This window comes from Streptomyces yongxingensis, assembly GCF_055597465.1.
In genome coordinates, this window is sequence record NZ_CM145717.1 from 8654224 (window position 1) to 8673371 (window position 19148).

Consider the following 19148-nt stretch of genomic DNA (forward strand, 5'->3'; position numbering starts at 1 on the left):
TGACGGACGGCCGACGAGGTGGGACAACGAGCGCGGTGCGGACCGCACGCGATGGGGACGGGGAGTGAAACGGATCGTGTGGGCCCGTGGTGTCTTATCAGTCAGAGGTAGAGCGTGGAGAGGCCGCTGGCTGGGGCGCGTCGCCGCGGTGGCCGGCTTGTCGCTGGTGCCGGGACTGCTGTCACCGGTCACGTTCGAGTCAGAAGCCAAAGGGCTCGGCAGGCCCAAGCTGGAGGCCCCGCGGACGGACGAGGTCATACCCCTCTCCCCGAAGACGGACCGCAGGACTGCCGCTCTGGTGAAGGAGAGCGAGGCGGCAGACCGCTCGGCCGCCGAGGCGGCGCGCCGCGACCAGGCCAGGAAGGTGACCTGGCCGAAGGCCGGTACCGCGCGCCTGGCGGTATCCGGCAGCGGCTCGGCCACGGCCCGGCCGGGCGGCCTGCCCATCACCCTCGGTACGGCGGGCAGGAAAGCTCAGGGCAGCACGGCCCACGCCACTCCCAGCCTGAGCATCCAGGTGATGGATCAAGGCCGAGCCCGGAAGGCCGGGGTCAAAGGCGTCCTCCTCAAGGCCGTCGCCTCGGCCAAGGGCGGAAATACGAAGCTCGGTATCAGCTACGCGGACTTCGCCGCGGCATACGGCGGTGACTGGGCAGGACGCCTGACCCTTCTGCAGCTCCCGGCGTGCGCGCTGACGACGCCACAGAAGGCCGGCTGCCGTACGCAGAGCCCTCTTCGGGCGGTCAACAAGCGGCACAAGGAGCAGCTCTCCACACCGCTCACCTTCGCCGCGAAGCCGGGCGGCGAGGTGAAGGTCCTCGCAGTGGCCGCCGCCGCCAAGTCCGGCGGTGGCGACTACAAGGCGACGCCGCTTTCCGCCTCGTCCACGTGGGAGGCGGGTGGGTCCTCGGGCTCCTTCACCTGGACGTATCCGCTGGGCATGCCTCCCGCAGCGGCCGGGCCCGCACCGGATCTGTCGATCTCGTACGACTCCGGCAGCGTCGACGGACGAACGGCGAACACCAACAACCAGGGCTCCTGGATCGGTGAGGGATTCGACCTCACCTCGTCGTACATCGAGCGCAAGTACGGCAGTTGCAACGACGACGGACAGGACGACAAGTTCGATCTGTGCTGGAAGTACGACAACGCCTCGCTCGTGCTCAACGGCAAGGCGACGGAACTGGTGAAGGACGACACCAGCGGCACGTGGCGGCTGAAGAACGACGACGCCTCCACCGTCCAGCACTCCACCGGTGCCGACAACGGCGACGACAACGGCGAGTACTGGACCGTCACCACGGGCGACGGCACCAAGTACGTCTTCGGACTCAACAAGCTGGACGGCGCGGCCGCGGACGACCGCACGGAGTCGGTCTGGACCGTGCCGGTCTTCGGCGACGACGAGGGAGAGCCCGGCTACTCCTCGGGCTCGTCCTTCGGCGAGCGCGACAAGAAGCAGGCGTGGCGCTGGAACCTCGACTACGTCGAGGACACCCACAACAACGCCATGACGTACTGGTACAACGCCGAGCACAACAACTACGCCAAGAACGGCAAGGACGACCCCGGCACCGACTACGTACGCGGCGGCTATCTCAAGGAGATCCGCTACGGGCAGCGCGCCGATGCTCTGTTCTCCGCGACCCCTTCTGCCTCGAACAAGGTCACGTTCACCGTCGCGGAACGCTGTGTGGCCTCCGGCACCGGCTGCGACTCGCTGAACGAGGATCACCGTGACAACTGGCCGGACGTGCCCTTCGACGCGGTGTGCAACGACGGTGACAAGTGCACCGGCAACGTCGGCCCTTCCTTCTTCACGCGCAAGCGCCTGAGGGACATCACCACCTACTTCTGGAACGCGGACGCTCCCACACCCGGTTACGAACCCGCCGACTCCTGGGCGCTCGAGCAGACCTATCTCGACCCGGGTGACACGGGCGACTCGTCCGATCAGTCCTTGTGGCTGGACGAGATCAAGCGCACCGGAAAGCGCGGCAGTGACATCTCCCTGGACCCGGTGAAGTTCACTCACACCTGGCTCACGAACCGTGTGGACGGTGCGACGGACGACATTCTGTCGCTGGAAAAGCCGCGGGTGAAGACCATCACCTCCGAGGCCGGCGCCCAGACCGTCGTCGACTACGCGGAAGCCGACTGCGTCGCGGGCCGGACGATGCCGAAGGCGGATGAGAACACCAAGCGCTGCTTCCCGGTCTACTGGTCACCCAACGGTGCGGCCGACCCGCAGCTCGACTGGTTCCAGAAGTATCCGGTGGCCGGTGTGCGGACCACCGACCCCAAGGGCGGCTCCGAAGCCGTTGCCCACTCCTACACGTACGAGGGAGGCGCGGCCTGGCACTACAACGACGACCCGATGACGCCGGCGAAGCAACGTACCTGGTCCGAGTGGCGGGGCTACGGCAAGGTCATCCACCGAACCGGCGCCGGCGACAGCACGCAGTCCAGGACCGTCACCGTCTACCTGCGCGGCATGGACGGCGACCGCGTACTGAGACCCGACGGCAAGGGCGTCGACCCGGACAAGCGGAAGACGGTCACGGTCACGGGAATCACGGCCGCCGAGATCACCGACTCCGACCCGTACGCCGGGTTCACACGTGAGTCGGTGACCTACAACGGCGACGCCGAGGTGTCCGGCAGCATCAGCGACCCGTGGTCCAAGCGCACCGCCACCCAGCACAAGTCCTACGCGGACACCGAGGCATACTACGTTCGGACCAGGGCCACCCACGATCGCACCAGAATCACCAGCGGCATCAGCCCGGTGGACCGGGTCCGCACCCAGACCACCACCTACGACGACTTCGGCATGCCCGCCACCGTCGAGGACAGCGGTGACGACGCGGTCAGCGGTGACGAGACATGCACCCGCAACTGGTACGCACGCAACGACAAGGCGGGCATCAGCTCACTGATCGCGCGCGCCCAGACCGTGTCGCGGAAGTGCTCGGTCACGGCCGCTGACCTCGATCTTCCCGCTGACTCCTCCCGCCGCGGTGACGTCGTCTCTGATGTCGCCACCGCGTACGACAGCACCACCTGGTCGGAGGACCAGACCCCCACCCGGGGAGAAATCCGCTGGACCGGCCGTGCCAAGGGCTACGCCGACACCAACGACCCCAGCTGGCAGAAGGTCGAGACCACCACCTACGACACGCTGGGGCGACCGAAGACTGTCAAGGACGCTCTCGACCGCACCAACACCACCACCGCCTACACGCCCGAGACGGCCGGTCCGCTGACCTCCACCGTGACCGCCGATGCCAAGGGCTTCACGACCCTCACCACGGTCGATCCGGCGCGGGGTTCGCCGCTCAAGGTCACCGACCCCAACAAGAAGATCACCAAGACCGAGTACGACAGCCTCGGCCGGGTGACCAAGGTGTGGCTGCCCAACCGGTCCAGTGACCTCGAGGAGAAGCCCAACTACGTATACGGCTACAAGGTCACCAACGCATCCCTCCCGTGGATTTCCACGGGCACACTCAAGGGCGACGGCTCCGGATACAACACCACCTACGAAATCTTCGACAGCCTGCTGCGCCCCCGTCAGATCCAGGAGCCCTCGCCGGTCGGCGGGCGGGTCATCTCGCAGACGTTGTACGACGACCGTGGTCTGCCCGTCTCTTCTCAAGCCGACATCTGGGACGAGAAGAACGGGCCGTCGGGCGAGGCGGTGGAAACCGACGGCGGTCAGGCGCCCACACAGACCGACACGACGTATGACGGCGCCGGCCGCCCGGTCCAGGCGGTCACCAAGGTCCGCGGCGCCGACCGCTGGACCACGACGACCACCTACACCGGCGATACCGCCGCGACCACCGCCCCGGCGGGCGGGTCAGCCGTCGCCGAGGTCACCAACGCCCTGGGCCGGGTCACCGAGCGCCGTGAGTACTCGGGCACCAGCCCGACCGGCACCAAGTACACGAGCACGAAGTTCACCTACACACCGGACGGCGACCAGAAGACCATCGTCGGCCCGGACAACGCCACATGGACGTACACCTACGACCTGTTCGGCCGGCTGAGCACGGCTGACGACCCCGACAGGGGCAAGACGTCCACGCACTACGACGAGCTCGACCACATCACCTCCACGGACGACGCGAACAAGAACACCCTGCTGTACGAGTACGACGAACTCGGCCGCAAAACCGGCATGTGGCAGTCCTCCAAGACGGCCGCCAACAAGCTGGCGTCCTGGACCTTCGACACCCTCGCGAAGGGGCAGCAGGACTCGGCGACCCGCTATGAAGGCGGTGTCGACGGCAAGGCGTACACCCGCAAAATCACGAAATACAACAGTCTGTACCAGCCGACCGGGTCCCAGCTCCTCCTGCCAGGGAACGATCCGCTCGTACAGGCCGGCGTACCTTCCACGCTGGCCTTCTCCACCGACTACGGACTCGATGGCACGGTCAAGAAGACCGGAGAGCCGGCCGTGGGCGGGCTGTCGGGCGAGTCGGTCTCCTACACATACAACGCGACCGGCCAGCAGCTCACCGCTACGGGCGCTTCCAGCTATCTGCTGGACACCGTCTATTCCCCCGTCGGGGACCTGCGCCAGTTGGAGCTGGGAACATCCCCCGCCTCGGACAGCAAGAAGCTGTACACGAGCTATGAGTACGAGGACGGGACTCGACGCCTGACACGCGGCTTCACACGTGATGAGACCTACGGATACCTGCTGCAGGACCTGAAGTACACGCAGGACGACGCCGGGAACGTGACGTCGATCTTCGACAGCACCAACCTCGGCGGCACCGGCAAGGCCGACTACCAGTGCTTCGGCTACGACGGCTATCGGCGCCTGGCCGAGGCGTGGACACCGAAGGCGGCGGACTGCGCGGATTCTGGCCGGACCACTGCGAATCTCGGCGGCGCTGCCCCGTACTGGACGTCCTACACCTACAACGTGGCGGGCCAGCGGGAATCCGAGACCCAGCACGCGGTGGCGGGCGATACGACGACCACCTACGCATACGGCACGGCCAAGGGGCAGCCGCACCCCTTGGCCGGGACCCGCACGACCAAGCCGGGAAGCACACCACCCGCCACTGCCGCGTACACGTACGACGCCGCAGGCAACACGACCACACGGCCGGGCACCCAGGCCGAACAGACCCTGGCCTGGAACACCGAAGGCAGACTCGCGGCCTCCTCAGAACCGGCGAAGGGCGGGAAGGCGGCCACGGAGACCGGATACCTCTACGACGCCGACGGCGAGCTCCTCATCCGCCGTGCCACGACGGCTGACGGGGACACGGTCCTCTACCTGGGCGCCACCGAGGTCCGTCTCACTGCCCGGGGCTCGGCGAAGACCTTGACCGGCACCCGCTATTACACCGGCGCCGGGCAGACCATCGCGGAGCGCACCGGCACAAAGGGCCAGTCCGCCACGAAGCTGACCTTCCTCGCCGCCGACCACCACGGCACCGGCACCCTGGCCGTCGACGTCAGCACCCGCGCGGTCACCAAGCGCTACACCACCCCCTTCGGCGCTCCGCGCGGTACCAAGCCCACCACATGGCCGGACGACAAGGCGTTCCTCGGCAAGCCGGCCGACAGCGTCACCGGCCTCACCCACATCGGCGCCCGCGAATACGACCCCGTCACGGGCCAATTCATCAGCCTCGACCCGCTCCTCACTCCCGACCAGGGGCAGTCCCTCAACGGCTACAGCTATGCCAACCAGAATCCGGTCACTGACTCGGACCCCACGGGCCTCTGCGTAGACCCCGGCAACGGGCACTGCATGCCGACCAACGGCGGAGACGCAGGTAAAGACGCCCCACCGGAGAACCACTACCCCAGCGGTGGTGGTTGGCACCATGGTGGCGGCGGTGGCGGAGGCAGCAGAGGTGGAGGTGGGGGCACGGCGTCCACTTCAGCTTCCTACCCGACGCCCGCGCCGAGTCCGGGACCTCCACCTGTGCCCGGCCCCTATCACGATGAGAAAGCCGGCACGGGACTGTTCAGTGTCTTAAAACTGGCGGTGGACTTCTTCGGCCCGGACACATCGGAATGGAAGAAGTGCGGAGACTTCAAACTCTCCGGGTGTCTATGGGCTGCCGCTGATCTGCCGGGCCCGGGGAAGGCCCTCAAGGGCGTCAAGATCTGGAAGAAGGCACGGAAGGCCGAGAAGAAGGCCGACGACGCGGTCGACGCAGCCGAGAAGGCGGTCGAGAAGTGCCACAGCTTCACCGAAGAAACGCAGGTCGAGCTCGCAGACGGCGGCCACAGTGACATCAAGGACATCAAGGTCGGCGATAAGGTCCTCGCCACCGATCCCGAAACCGGGAAGAGCGAGGCTCGCCCGGTCGTTGCGACGATCGTCACCAACGATGACAAGGACTTCACCGACCTCACAGTGAAGACCGGTGACCGACCCGCGTCGATCATCGCCACCGACACCCACCCGTTCTGGGTAACGAGCGAGGCCCGCTGGGTGGACGCCGGCGACGTCATCACCGGCATGCGGCTCCGCACGGACAAGGGCAAGGCCGTGACGGTCACCTCCGTGCGCCACTTCACGAAGCCGCAACGCACCTACGACCTCACAGTCAGCGGAATCCACACGTACTATGTGCTGGCGGGGGCTACGCCGGTCCTGGTTCACAACAGCAACTGCGGCATTCGCCCGCATGACAAAGCCCGTGGCGCTGCCGGTGTCGATGAAATGACGGAGACGTTTGAGAAATTCTACAACAAGTCTGATATCTACAGCGAAAGCTACGGAAATGGACTTGATTTGTGGACCCCTTACGGTAGGCGCCAAGTGGATATCGCAGTCAGGAACTCAGACGGAAACATTCACCTTTATGAGGTGAAGGTGAATAAATCGAATTACACCAGGGGTCAGCGAAGGAAGGATGAATGGCTAGCGAAGACGTACGGGTTTGAAACCTCGGTCGTCCGGCGCGGTACAGAGTGTCCAATCTGCAACCCCTAACCTGAGAGGATGGCCTGTGAGTAGCGACTTCGCCTTCTGGAAGCGCTCTGCCGGGGACCCTGAGGAAGTCTTCGACAACCTTGCCGAGGGCGACACCAGTGACCTTGTCGTGAGCCCTGATGTATTGCGGTTCCGGGAGGAGTTGCTGACTAGGTGGCCAGATGTTGACGACGTTCTGGAGCCATCCCGATTCGACCTGGAAGAGGAACCGGATGACGCCGGAAAGTACGTCCTCCTGACCCTCTCGGTTCGCCAACTGGATTATCTCCCTGAGATTCTTGACATGGCGAAGAGGAACGGCCTCGTCGGATTCAGCGGAGTGGCGGGCGAGCCGATTTAGGCTTCCGATTCACTACGCATCCAAGCGCAAAGATGCGGCCCCTGTCGGTGTCGCCTATAGGGGCCGTTCTGCGGCTTGACGGCAGTAGATGACGGCAACGGCGGCGGACACCTGGTGTCCGCCGCCGTTGCCGTGCGTGTATCAGGGGTGGTCGAGGGCGCGGCCGAGGAGGTCGATGGCGTCGCGCTGGAGGCGGAGTCGGACGTGGGCGTAGACGGTGGCGGTGACGCCGATGTGGGCGTGGCCGAGGAGTTCCTTGGTGACGACGAGTTCGACGCCCTGCTCCAGAAGGAGGCTCGCGGTCGAGTGCCTGAGGTCGTGGAAGCGGATGCGGCGGAGGCCGGCCTTGCGGAGGAGCGTGGTGAAGGCGCGGGTGAGGTTGGTCGGGTCGATCGATCCGCCCTGCGCGGTGCTGAAGACGTGCCCGTTGGGTTGCCACGCGGTGCCTGCTGCCTCGCGCTCGCGCTGCTGCTGTTCGGGGAGGAGTTTCAGCGAGTGGACGCAGCGGGCGGGTAGCGCGATGCGGCGTTCGGAGGCCCGCGTCTTGGTGGGTAGCGTGGTGAGCCCTGAAGGGTGTCTTTATTTCCGTACGGTGGTTGACCTGTGGCTTTGCGGTCGTCTACGGGTGGGCATGATCGATGATTGTGGGTCTGCGACTGCTCTACCTGATCTTCTCTCGACTGCTGGGCTGCTTGCTCTTGCTGGGCCGTTCGACCGCCGCGAACAATGCTGAGATCCTCGTGTTTCGTCATGAGGTCGCTGTGCTTCGCCGGCAGGTCGAGCGGCCGCGGTTTTCGTGGGCTGATCGTGCCGTGCTCTCCGCTCTCGCGCGGCACCTGCCATCCGCCTTGCGCCGCGATCGGCTGGTCACCCCGGGGACGCTGCTGGCCTGGCACCGGCGTCTGGTGCGCTGGAAGTGGCGCCAGACGGCGGTCGGCCCCGGTCGGCCACCGTTGCCGGAAGAGACGGTCGTGCTCATCCAGCGCTTGGCGCGAGATAACCCGACCTGGGGGTACGTCAGGATTCAAGGTCAGCTGCGGCGGCTTGGCCATCGGGTGGCCGCCGCCACGATCCGGCGCGTCCTGCGCCGCTCCGGTCTACCGCCCGCACTGCAGCGTGCCTCGCAGCAGACCTGGCGCTCGTTCCTGCGCTCACAGGCCCACACGCTGCTCGCCTGCGATTTCATGCACGTGGACACCGTCTTCCTCAAACGCCTCTACGTCTTCTTCATCATGGAGATCGCCACCCGGCGCGTTCACGTCCTGGGCGTCACCGCCCACCCGACCGGCACATGGGTCACTCAACTCGCCCGCAATCTGCTCATGGAACTCGGCGACAGGGCCGAGTGCTTCCGGTTCCTCATACGGGACCGGGACAGCAAGTTCACAGCCGCGTTCGACGACGTCTTCGCCGGCAACGGCACAGCCGTCATACCGACTCCGCCGCAAAGTCCCCGGTTAAACGCGTTCGCCGAACGATGGATACGTACAGCTCGCGCCGAATGCACCGACCGACTCCTGATCACCGGTGAACGACACCTGCGTACGGTCCTCGACCAGTACGCCGAGCACTACTACACGGGGCGGGCCCGCCGAAGCCTTGGCCTACGAGCACCCGACGATGCCCTGAACGTCATCCCCCTGCCCGCTGTCGCGGTCAGGCGCCGCCAGATACTTGGCGGACTGCTCAACGAGTACCACGCCATGTCACCCCGGCTGCCTCACTATCCACACGAAAGGCCCAGCTCAGCGGCCTAAATGGAATATTGACACCCTTCAGGCGAGTTGATGCCGGAGCATCAAGAACTCTGCGTCCTTCCAGGTATTCGAGCGGGCGAGCAGGGCAAGCCATCGGAAGGCTTGGCAGGCGAGCAGGTAGATCAGCCGTATCACCACGACCAGCACGCTGCCTCAAAACGGCTCGCCGCTCCCGAGATCTGGGCAGATTCGAAGCAGCAGGTCAGCCGGGTGACATAATTCCCGGCACCCACAGGCCCCGCTAGTCCCCCTGCGATCTGCAGCGACGCATTTCTGAATGGCACAGGGCGCGTGAAGGAGCCCGAGAATAACGGAGTCCTATTAGGAATCGTAGTCCTCGATCAGACGACTGATGACCCGGTGCATGATGGTCGCGCGGTTCCGGTCGTCCTGTTGGTCGTGTAGGGCGTGCTCGATTGCCCGGAGCCTGCGCCAGGTGTCTGCGTCCTGGTCCATGGCCTCGTCGATGAGCGGCGCGGTGACCAGGTTGAGACACTCGGCCAGCCGGAGCCGGGTGGTGTGAGAGGGCGGCGTGGCCTCAGGGTCTGCAAAACCATCTGTCAGATACCGCGCGGGATCGGTGAGGCTCCAGCCGGCTACCTCGCCTTCCTTGATGAGGAGGCTCACGTCGGGGGCGATGCCGATCAGGGCGTCCGGCCCTCCGTCGAGAGCACTGAGGTCCCGGTAGCACCGCAACTCGGACGCTTCAGGGTCGCAGCAGAAGATCCTTGCCTGGGGGAGGGCGAAGTTCTGCGTGGTGTCCGTACGCAGCCCGCCGGGCAGTCTCTGTGGCATGTGGGGCGCATGGTGGCAGAGGGGGGAGGGAGCGGATTCCCGGGGCACGTAGAACGTTGCGTGGGACAGCTCCCGGCTGCCCTGGTCGAACCGGAACTCGTCATTCTCCGACCACAGCCACTGCATGCTGCCGAAGGTGTGGGCCAGCTGCTGCTCGCGCTCGTTCGGGCTCGTATACCCCGCGACGATTACCTGAAGATCGATGAAGTCGAATCGTGGAGTAAATGTCAGCGGGTTTCGCGTGGTTTCAGCGTTCACGGTGTCGCCGACGGAGAACCTCACCATGAATGTCGCCTCATCGGATCTGCTTGGCGGGTGCCATGTGGCCGCCCCTGGTGTCTGGGATTTTACCGTTCACGATGTCGTCATGGGTTACCGGGTGTCCGGGATCGGTAGGTGATCCGCCCAGCGCTTCGGCTCCGGATTCGCCCTTGACTCCGGATGGGCCGTAGCCGGTGATGACATCGCCTGCGCCAGCACCTGCCCCCTTTGTGACCACGATGTCATCGCCTTGCCTGAAAATGAGATTTCCGCGGTTTCCTTCGGATAGGTATACCGCGTCCGGGTTCTTCAGGATCTCCAAGACTCGTTCGTCGTTGTCGAAATGTGGATGGTAGTTGGTGGACTTTCTCGGCTTGCCCTCTTGGGCGCGCTCGATGATCTTGTCCACGGCAGCCTTGGCCTTCGCTACAGGGCACTTGGGCGCGAGGCCGAGAGGGTCGCTCCATGTGTACGGGTTGTGCACGTAGGCGCCGGGGTTGGATGCCGGTTTGAGACCGAGGGGATCCTGCGTGATGTAGCGGGCGATTTCCGGGTCGTAGTAGCGGAAGTGGTTGTAGCTTAGGCCGGTTTCCGGGTCTGCGTATTGGCCGGGGAAACGGAGCAGGCACTCCATGTCGTTTTGTGGTGCGGGCAGAGGCGTGCCCCAGACGGTGGTGCGGAGTTGCCAAACAAGCGTGCCGTCGGGCGCGACTAGTTCGGTGGGCGTGCCGACCAGGTCCGTGATGATCGCGTGGAACCGGGTGTCGTATTCGGACTGGGGGGTGGTGTCGGAGAACGCAAGGGGTGAGTGGGTGTTATGCGGAACGGCTTCAGGTCCCTGGTGGGTGGATTGGGATATCGGGCGGTCGGTTCCGGGCGCGTAGTCCCAGGTCGTCGCTGTTCCATCCGAGGTAGTTTGTTCAACCAGGCGAGTAGTGTCCCAGGCGAAGTGAATGTCCTCGGTGACCGTGCCATCGTCTTGGAGGAGCTGTTTTGAGGTGCGGCGGCCGAGAGGGTCGTAGGTGTAGTGCCAGCGGTCGCCCTGCGGGGTGGTGACCTTGGTGAGGCGGTTTTCGGCGTTCCAGACGTACGTCCAAGTAGGGGTCTGGCCGTTGAGCAGCTTACGGGTGCGGCGGACCAGGCGGCCGACGGCGTCGTGTTCGTAGATGGTGCGCCCCGCACGGCGGATGATGGTGCCTTCGTAGACTCGGTCGCCCGCGGCGGCGTGGTCGGGTGCGGTGGCGTGGGTTTGGTTGCCTGCTATGTCGAAAGCGTACTTCTCCGTCCAGCCGTGTGCCTGGACTCCCGTCACTCGTCCCATGGGGTCGAGCGTGAAGTTGCGTGTCCCGGCGGTGAGTTCGCGGACTTGGGTGACGTATCCGTCAGGACGGTAGGTGTAGGTGCGGTGCTGGAGCAGGTCATGAGGCGAGACAGCGAGGCTTTGGGTCGTAAGGCGATTCGCTATGTCCCAGCCTTGGGTGAGGGTGACTTCTCCTGTGGTGCGTTGAGTTTCACGGCCAGCGGCGTCGTGCGTGAAGGTGAGGGTGTGGCCGGCGGTGGTGAGGGTGGACGGGTGGCTTGCTGCGTCCCAGGACCAGATGGAGGTCAGCCCCGTGGGGGTGGTGCGAAGAGTGCGTCGGCCCAGGGCGTCGTATCGGTGGGCCGTGGTGTGGCCGTTGATTGTCTCCGAGATGACGCGCCCGAGTTGATCGTGTTTCCGGGTTAGTTCCGTGGTGGGTGTTGCCGCATGGACCAGGGCGCCGTTTGCGTCATAGGTGTAGGTCGTCTGCTCGCCGGTGGTCTCATCGTTCTGCGCGATGATGCGTCCGGCGGCATCGAGGGTGTACCGCAGGGTTTCGCCGAGAGCATTGGATCGGGCGGTGAGGCGCCCCGCGGCATCGCGCTCGTAGGTGTGTGTCGCGCCGTTGAAGTCGGTCTCCGTAACCAGATGCCCTGCGGCGTCGTATGTGTACTGCCACTGCTTGCCCTGGGAGTTGGTGACGGTGGTGAGGCGTAGTTCGGTGTCGTAGGTGAAGGCGTAGTGGGCGCCGTCGGGGTCGGTGCGGGTGGCGGGCTGATCGAAGTGGGTGTGGGTGTAGGTGGTGGTGTGTCCAGCTTGGTCGGTGTGCTGGGCGAGGTTGCCTTCGGTGTCCCATTGCCATATTTCGCGGTAGCCGTCGGGACTCTCGCGCCAGGCAGGTTTGCCTTCGATGGTCCAGCCGTGGCGGGTGGTGTGACCTAGGGGGTCGGTGATGGCGACTGGGAGGCCGGCAGCGTTGGTGGCGACGTGGGTGGTGTGGCCCAGGGCGTCGGTGATCGCTGAGAGGTGGCCATTCCCGTCGTATGCGTAATGAGTCGTGGCACCTGTTGGATCGGTGGTGGCCGTGCGAGCCCCGCAGTCGTCGTAAACGTGACGCCATACTGAGCCGCCGGGCTCACGAATCTCGACAGGTAGCCCTTGGCCGTCGTAAGCGGCTTCGGTCACGGTGCCATCGGGGCGCTCGACGGCGATCAGTCACCCTGGTCGTCGTAGCGGTAGCGGGTGGTGTGGCCCAGGGGGTCGGTCACGGAGATGGGGTGGTCGTTGGATTCGTCCCATTCGGTGCGGGTGGTGTTGCCCAGCGGGTCGGTCTCGGCGATGACCTTGTACGCCTCGTTGCAGACGTAGGTGGTGGTGTTGCCCTGTGAGTCGGTGTAGCGGGTGGTTCGGGATTGCGTGTCGTAGTGCAGGCGGCCGGAGAGGGTGCCGTCCGGGCCGATGCCGCGCAGCACGCGGCCTCGGTGGTCGTAGACATAGGCATAGGTAGTGCCGTTGCGGTCCGTCCATGATGTGACGCGGTGTTCGTCGTCGTGTTGGTACCGCAGCGCCTTGCCGGTGGAGTTGATGACCTCCGCCAGGTCCCCGGCTTTGGTGTAGCCGAAGGAGATCAGAGTGGTGCTGTGCTCATGGTTTTCGCCGTGCAGCAGGCGCAGGGCCGTGATCCGCAGCAGTTTTGGATCGGTGTCGACCGCGATGTGATAGCCACCGGAGTGGACGATGTCCGTGGGGGTGCCTTGTCGGTCGTAGGTGACGTCGATGCGGTCGCCTTCGCCGGTCCGGTCGGTGATCGCCGTCAGGGCCAGCTCTCGGCCGCTCACCGGCAGCGGGGCGAAGTGGAGGGTGCGGTTGTGTTCGGGCACGGTGATGGTGAAGGTGCCGTCGGGTTTGCCGTCCCAGCACAGTGGCCAGCGAGGCCCAGAGTTTGGCAGGGTCGGTACGTCGGGTTCCGGTATCGGGTAGGTGAGGAGCATGCCGTCGTCGGTGATGTAGACGACGCCGGGGTCATCGATCTCCAGGCGTTGATCGAGCGTGCCGGCCCAGGTGCGGCCGAACCAGCCCCCGCAGGGGTGGCCGGAGACGTAGTGCCGTTCCAGGACCAGCGGTAGGGCACCGGGGAGGGTGACGTCGGTGGCGGACATGACCATCTCGCCGGTGGCCACGTCGATCGGCTCACCGGTTTTGGGCCGTTCATGGTTGGGCGTGTTGTTCTTGTTCGGATCGGCGTCAGTACGCTTGCGGGCGCTGCCGTCGCGGCGTAGCCCCCGTTCGCGGCTCAGCAGGCGCTGGGCGGCGTTTTTCGCGACCGAGCCACCGAGCCGAGCCGCGCTCGGGCCGGTGGCCAGGGCGAGGAGCAGGCCAGGGGTGAGCTGACCGGCCGCGCGGGCGGGGTTGCGCTGCGATTCGTCCCAGTTGGTGACGGCCTTGGCGAACTCCTTGGGGTGCTCGGCGGCGTAGGCGACGCCGTCCACGGTGCTTGCCAGCCGCAGGCCGGCACCATCGGGCCCGTCGTGGACGAGGTCATCGAAATCTTCGTACCAGCTGCCCAAGGTGTCGGCGGTACCGCCGGCGTAGTCCCCGAGGGTCTGTTTGAACTTGTCCCAGCCCTTGGGGGCCGGGGGTTTGTCCGGGGCCTTCTCGGCGGCCTTGTCGAGTTTGCGTTTGGCCGCGTGGATGACGAGTTGGAGCTCGCTCTCCAGCTTGTCCAGCCGGCTGTAGCAGTCCTCCAGCGCTGCCAGGCCCGGGTCGTCCTCCGGTGGACGTTCCGGCAGCGGATCGTCCTTCCGGTCGACGGCGGCGTTGTAGTCCGTGCCCTTGTTCCAGTAGCGCTTGGTTGCGGCCCGCGCCTCGTCCGCGTCCTCGATGATCGGCTTGACGCGGTTGTGGACCGAGCGCAGCTTTTCGGCGTAGTCGTCCAGGGCGTTCGCGGCCGCTTTGAAGTAGGTCTGGGCGGATTCCAGTTCCCTGGGGAGCTTCCGGGTCGCGTCCTGAAAACCCTCCGCGCCGGCCCCGGTCCAGCCACGGTCGTCGACGCCCATCCGCACGGCCCGGCGAACAGCGCGAGCCGTTCCAAGGAGGTGAAAACCGGTACCACCGGCCCGTGTTCTGTTTCCGAGGCCAGGAAGCCCGGCTCATCCGGCCGCTGAAAATACAGCCGCGCCGAACGCAGCGCCGCCAGCCGCTCCGAACGAACCCTCGGCGCGGCCATTTCGTCACGGATCAGATCACGCAACGACAACTCTTCCCTCCCCGGTCCCACTCGGGTCGTCATTGAATGAACACCCGCCGTGAATCCTCGCATACACCTCCCACGTTGCCCGTGAGTCCACGCCTGCGGCGGGTGCACGGGGTTGCCCCTTGACGACTGCAGCGTATGACCTGGTACGGAGCTTGACGGCGCTACAGGTCTGCGAGAGTCTTAAAGTAGAGCATAAAGGGCGGATTGGCGCGCCGCTGGGGGTCAAGGGGTCGCAGGTTCAAATCCTGTCGTCCCGACCAGCGTTTTCGCAGGTCGGAGGCCGTTTCTGCGGGTAGCGGAGGCGGCCTTTGTCGTGTCTGGGCTGGGAGCAAATGGGAGCCCTCTGGGAGCCCTCGTGCTCCCAACTCGCAGACGTGTCAACGCCGCCCGATTCGTCCGTCACCCGATCTGGTAGACCTACAACGCCGTACGGAGAACTCGTGCGCCGTCGTCAACCGTAGGCTCCTGCGATCACCCCATCGATTCGGATGCTCTCTGCATCAAGAGGCATAAGGACCCTTGTCGGCTCCCGGCCCCCTTCCCGGGGTGGGAGCGCGGAGTCGCGCTCCCCATGCGACAGGGGAACGGGGGACTGCGGGTGATCTTTCCGGGTCGGTCTCCGCAGGCAGGCCGTGTGCGGGCGTCCTGGTCGCAGCGGACGGCCAGCGTCAAGGGGGAGTAAAGCCCCTTGGTGTCTGCCGGTAGATAGGGCACTCCCAGGGCGTGAGCGCCGTAGCCGGTTCTGGAGCGCTGTAGTGAGCCTGTTTGCGGGGACTTGTCAGAAGAAAAAGTGTGCCAAGCGGGCGAGGATGTGACACCGGTGTGTGCGCTTGACATGGTGGTCGACGAGCACTGCTTACCTACGTTGTGCCGTTCAGAAATCTGTCGCGGCAGGTCAGGCCGCGTGTCTGTACTCATTGATCAGGCCGCCGAGGACGCGAGTCTGGAGCAGTCGTCGCGGAGTACTCGAGTCGGTCAATGGTGCGGTCCGGCTGTCGGTAAGGGGCGGACGTTGCCCTCGGGCCTGATGGGGGCGATGGCCGTTGTAGTGCCGGGCGTAGACGTCGAGGACGTGGCGAGCGTGGGTCTCGTTCCAGATCAGCACGTGATCGATGAGTTCACCCCGCAGTGTCCCGATGGCTCTCTCGCAGTGCGCGTTCATCCGCGGGGCTCGCGGGGCGGTCCTGACGGTTTCGATGCCCTCAGCTTCGAAGACCGCGTCGAAGGATTCGGTGTACTTGCTATCCCGGTCGCGGATCACAAAGCGCAACGACTCGAGGCGCGCGTCCACCTCAAGAGCAAGGTTGCGGGCCTGCTGGGCGGTCCACTGCGCAGTCGGATGAGCGGTGACGCCGGCGACGTGGAGGCGGCGCGTGCCATGCTCGAGGAAGACCAGCGCGTAGACCCGGCGAAGGCTTGCCAGGTCGATGTGCAGGAAGTCGCATGCGACGATGGCCTCGGCCTGGGATGTCAGGAACTCGCGCCATGTCGGCCCGCCGCGGCGGGGAGCTGGGTCGACGCCGGCTGCCGTCAAGATCTTCCAGACTGTGGAGGCGCCGATCTTGTGGCCCAGCCGGGCGAGTTCCCCTTGGATCCTGCGGCAGCCCCAGCGCGGGTTCTCCCGCGCCAGCCGCAGCACCAACTCCTTCATGGCTTCCGCTGTCGCCGGCCGGCCCGGCCTGGTCCGGCACGCGCTGTAGTCCCACCTGCGTGCAACGAGACGCCGATGCCAGTGGAGCAACGTTCCTGGCGTAACAGGGAACACCTGCGCCCAGCGACGCCGGGGTATCAGCGAGGATAGTGCCGCGAACCACAACCGGTCCGCCCACTGGTACCGCACCGGACTCGCAAGTTGCCTGCGCAGCACCGTGTTCTCGTGCCGGAGCACGAGCAGTTCAGCCTCTCTGGCCGTCTGCCGACGCAGCAACACCGCTGGAACCGAGAGCAGCTTCCGTGTGACCTGATACACCAGTGAGACGATCACCAGGACATGGTCCCAGCGCGCCCGCAGACTCCGCCAGACCGCCTACGACCTGCAGCGACGCATTCCTGAACGGCACAGACAGCAGCGGAACGATACGTTCCCACAGATCATCAGGCACAAGATCATCCGGCACCTGGACCACTCTGCCGCCACCAGACCCGATCGCCAAGCCCTCACACCGAACTCATCCTGAAACGATCAGTGAAGGGTGTCCGCGCCTTTGTCAAATGCATCCCTGTGTCGTTCGACTTCGGGGAGGTGGTCGGCGGTCCAGGCGCGCAGGATCGAGAAGGGCTCCTCAAGCGTGCGACCCAGCGGCGTGATCCGGTACTCCACAGCAACGGGGCGTTGCGTCAGTACCCGGCGCTCGACGAGGCCGTTGCGTTCCAACCGTCGCAGTGCCTGCGTCAGCGATTTTTGAGTGATCCCATCGAGCTCTCTCTTGAGCTCGTTGAAGCGTCGCGGCTGCTGGCACAACGCGGCCAGCAGCAGGTGACCCCACTTGTCCAGCAGCTGATCCAGGAGCTCGCGCTGCGGGCCGACGATGGTCTCGTGACCGGCCCGATCTTCGCGGATACCAGGTTGCGTTGAAGTGCCTTTCATGTGCCAGGTATACCAGAGATACCGCCAACCCAAAGGAATCTCATGGCCGAACAGTCCCTGCCCAGCCTCAATCTCAAGCGCCAGGACGGAGTGCTATGGGTCTCAATTGATGTTCCGCCCGTCAACCTGATGACGGCTCAGCTCATGCTCGACCTGGACGCCGTCGCTGCATCGGCCGAGAATGATCCCGATCTGCACGTCATCGTGGTCCAGAGCGCCAATCCGGAGTTCTTCTTGGCACACGGCGACCTGTCATTCGTGGAGGACCCCGCGACCTACGCCGCCCTCCCGATCGCGGAGGAGACGCTTGTCGGGACGGGCCCGATGATGCGGCTTCATGAACGCTGGCGGCGTCTGCCTCAGACCACCATCGCCAAAGTCGCGGGACTCGCCCGTGGCGGTGGATCCGAGCTGGTCTCCAGCCTGGATCTGCGATTCGCGGCCCTCGAGACTGCGGCGTTCGGCCAGTTCGAGACACTGATCGGCATCGTCCCTGGAGCCGGTGCAACTGCCCACCTACCCCGCCTCGTGGGTCGCGCTCGCGCTCTCGAGATCGTGCTGACAGGCGGGCTTGTCGACGCGGCGACTGCCGAGCGGTGGGGATGGGTGAACCGAGCTCTGCCCGCCGCAGAACTGGACGAATATGTTGAGTGGGTCGCACTGACCATCGCGGCTCTGCCCGACGGTGTCCGCGCCGCGGCTACCGAAGCAATCGACGCGGCCGACGGCACGCTTGAGGACGCACTGCGCGCGGAAAACCGCCTGCTCGGCGAAACGTTCACCCCCGCGTCTGGAGAGCTTGCCCGGGCAGCACTCTCGGCCGGGGTTCACACGCGCGAGGTGGAGTTGGACATCGAAGAGGTACTGCGCGCGAACCTCGTCCGACATTCGTAACGAGTCGCCCTGCACGGGTGGAGTGCAGAAGTTGTCCATTCGGTCCGTTTGGTAATTCGGGTCGAATGACCGTATGGGCCGCTTCCAACTCTGTGGAGCTGATCGTTTCAGGATGAGTTCGGTGTGAGGGCTTGGCGATCGGGTCTGGTGGCGGCAGAGTGGTCCAGGTGCCGGATGATCTTGTGCCTGGTGATCTGTGGGAACGTATCGCTCCGCTGCTGCCGCCCCGGCCGCCGCGTCGTCATCGGTATCCCGGACGCCTGCCGACGGACGACCGCGCGGCCCTGCGAGGCATCGTTTACGTGCTGCGTAAGAACGTGAGCTGGAGAGATGTACCCGCCGAGCAGACCGGGTGCAGCGGCGTGACAGCGTGGCGGCGGTTGCGGGACTGGACCGAGGCCGGGGTGTGGTCCCGCCTGCACGAAGTGCTCCTGGCCGAGCTGCGCAAGGCAGGACTGTTGGACATGGACGACGCTGCGATCGACGGCTCACACGTTCGAGCCCTCAAAGGGGGTCTCACACCGGTCCTTCGCCGGTCGACCGCGCACGGCCGGGCAGCAAACACCACCTGATCGTCGACCGACACGGCACCCCTCTCGCCGTCACCCTGACCGGCGGAAACAGGCACCACGTCACCCAGCTGACACCCCTACTGGAGGCGATCCCCCGCATCCGAGGACTTCGCGGACGACCGCGGCACCGGCCGGGCCGGCTCTTCGCCGACCGCGGCTACGACTACGACAAGTACCGCCGCATCCTCCGAGCCCGCGGCATCACACCCAAGATCGCCCGCCGAGGTGTCCCGCACGGATCGGGACTGGGCAAGACCCGCTGGGTCGTGGAACGGACCTTCGCCTGGCTCCACCAGTTCAAACGCCTGCGCATCCGCTACGAGATACGCGCCGACCTCCACCTTGGCCTGCTCCAACTCGCCTGCAGCATCATCTGCTTGCGACGCCTACGAACCTCATTCTGAAACGAT

The 19148-nt window shown here is 65.5% G+C and carries 8 protein-coding genes and 2 pseudogenes; 5 read left to right on the forward strand and 5 right to left on the reverse strand.

Annotation, left to right across the window (positions count from 1 at the left end):
- Positions 1-520: 520 nt before the first annotated feature.
- Both ACZ6TD_RS37140 and ACZ6TD_RS37145 read left to right on the forward strand, forming a co-directional pair.
- The gene (locus ACZ6TD_RS37140; RefSeq protein WP_471358391.1) at positions 521-6976 is read left to right on the forward strand and encodes a polymorphic toxin-type HINT domain-containing protein; all 6456 of its coding nucleotides are present in this window, start codon (positions 521-523) and stop codon (positions 6974-6976) included.
- A 16-nt stretch (positions 6977-6992) separates the two neighbouring features.
- Positions 6993-7316: a hypothetical protein gene (locus ACZ6TD_RS37145; protein WP_471345129.1), complete on the forward strand. Its 324-nt coding sequence runs from the start codon at positions 6993-6995 to the stop codon at positions 7314-7316.
- Positions 7317-7457: 141 nt separating this feature from the next.
- Here ACZ6TD_RS37145 and ACZ6TD_RS37150 read toward each other — a convergent pair.
- Positions 7458-7883, reverse strand: a pseudogene (locus ACZ6TD_RS37150) (tyrosine-type recombinase/integrase); the annotation flags it as partial.
- Between the two features lie 77 nt (positions 7884-7960).
- On the opposite strand from ACZ6TD_RS37150, the gene ACZ6TD_RS37155 reads away from it, so the two are divergent.
- Entirely contained in the window at positions 7961-9073 is a 1113-nt protein-coding gene (locus tag ACZ6TD_RS37155; RefSeq protein ID WP_471345131.1) for an integrase core domain-containing protein, read from the forward strand.
- Positions 9074-9394: 321 nt separating this feature from the next.
- Here the strand turns inward: ACZ6TD_RS37155 and ACZ6TD_RS37160 are convergent, their stop codons facing one another.
- The 4 genes and pseudogenes from ACZ6TD_RS37160 to ACZ6TD_RS37175 all read right to left on the reverse strand — a co-directional run bounded on the left by ACZ6TD_RS37160 (position 9395) and on the right by ACZ6TD_RS37175 (position 17272).
- A complete protein-coding gene (locus ACZ6TD_RS37160) occupies positions 9395-10153 on the reverse strand; it encodes a hypothetical protein (protein ID WP_471345133.1) in 759 nt (252 codons plus the stop codon).
- A gap of 10 nt (positions 10154-10163) precedes the next feature.
- Positions 10164-14464: pseudogene (locus tag ACZ6TD_RS37165) on the reverse strand (DUF6531 domain-containing protein); the annotation flags it as partial.
- Between the two features lie 1116 nt (positions 14465-15580).
- Positions 15581-16669, reverse strand: a complete 1089-nt coding sequence (locus ACZ6TD_RS37170) for an integrase core domain-containing protein (protein WP_471345135.1) — start codon at positions 16667-16669, stop codon at positions 15581-15583.
- A gap of 198 nt (positions 16670-16867) precedes the next feature.
- A complete protein-coding gene (locus ACZ6TD_RS37175; RefSeq protein WP_471345137.1) occupies positions 16868-17272 on the reverse strand; it encodes a winged helix-turn-helix transcriptional regulator in 405 nt (134 codons plus the stop codon).
- Between the two features lie 42 nt (positions 17273-17314).
- Here ACZ6TD_RS37175 and ACZ6TD_RS37180 point away from each other — a divergent pair, with 42 nt between their 5' ends.
- Together ACZ6TD_RS37180 and ACZ6TD_RS37185 are read left to right on the forward strand one after the other, a co-directional pair.
- Positions 17315-18166, forward strand: a complete 852-nt coding sequence (locus ACZ6TD_RS37180; RefSeq protein ID WP_471345139.1) for an enoyl-CoA hydratase/isomerase family protein — start codon at positions 17315-17317, stop codon at positions 18164-18166.
- Positions 18167-18333: 167 nt separating this feature from the next.
- Positions 18334-19142 (forward strand): IS5 family transposase gene (locus ACZ6TD_RS37185; RefSeq protein WP_471345141.1). Its coding sequence is split into 2 segments (ribosomal slippage): positions 18334-18673 and positions 18673-19142, totalling 810 coding nucleotides; the frame shifts between segments, so codons are not numbered across the junction.
- Positions 19143-19148: the final 6 nt, after the last annotated feature.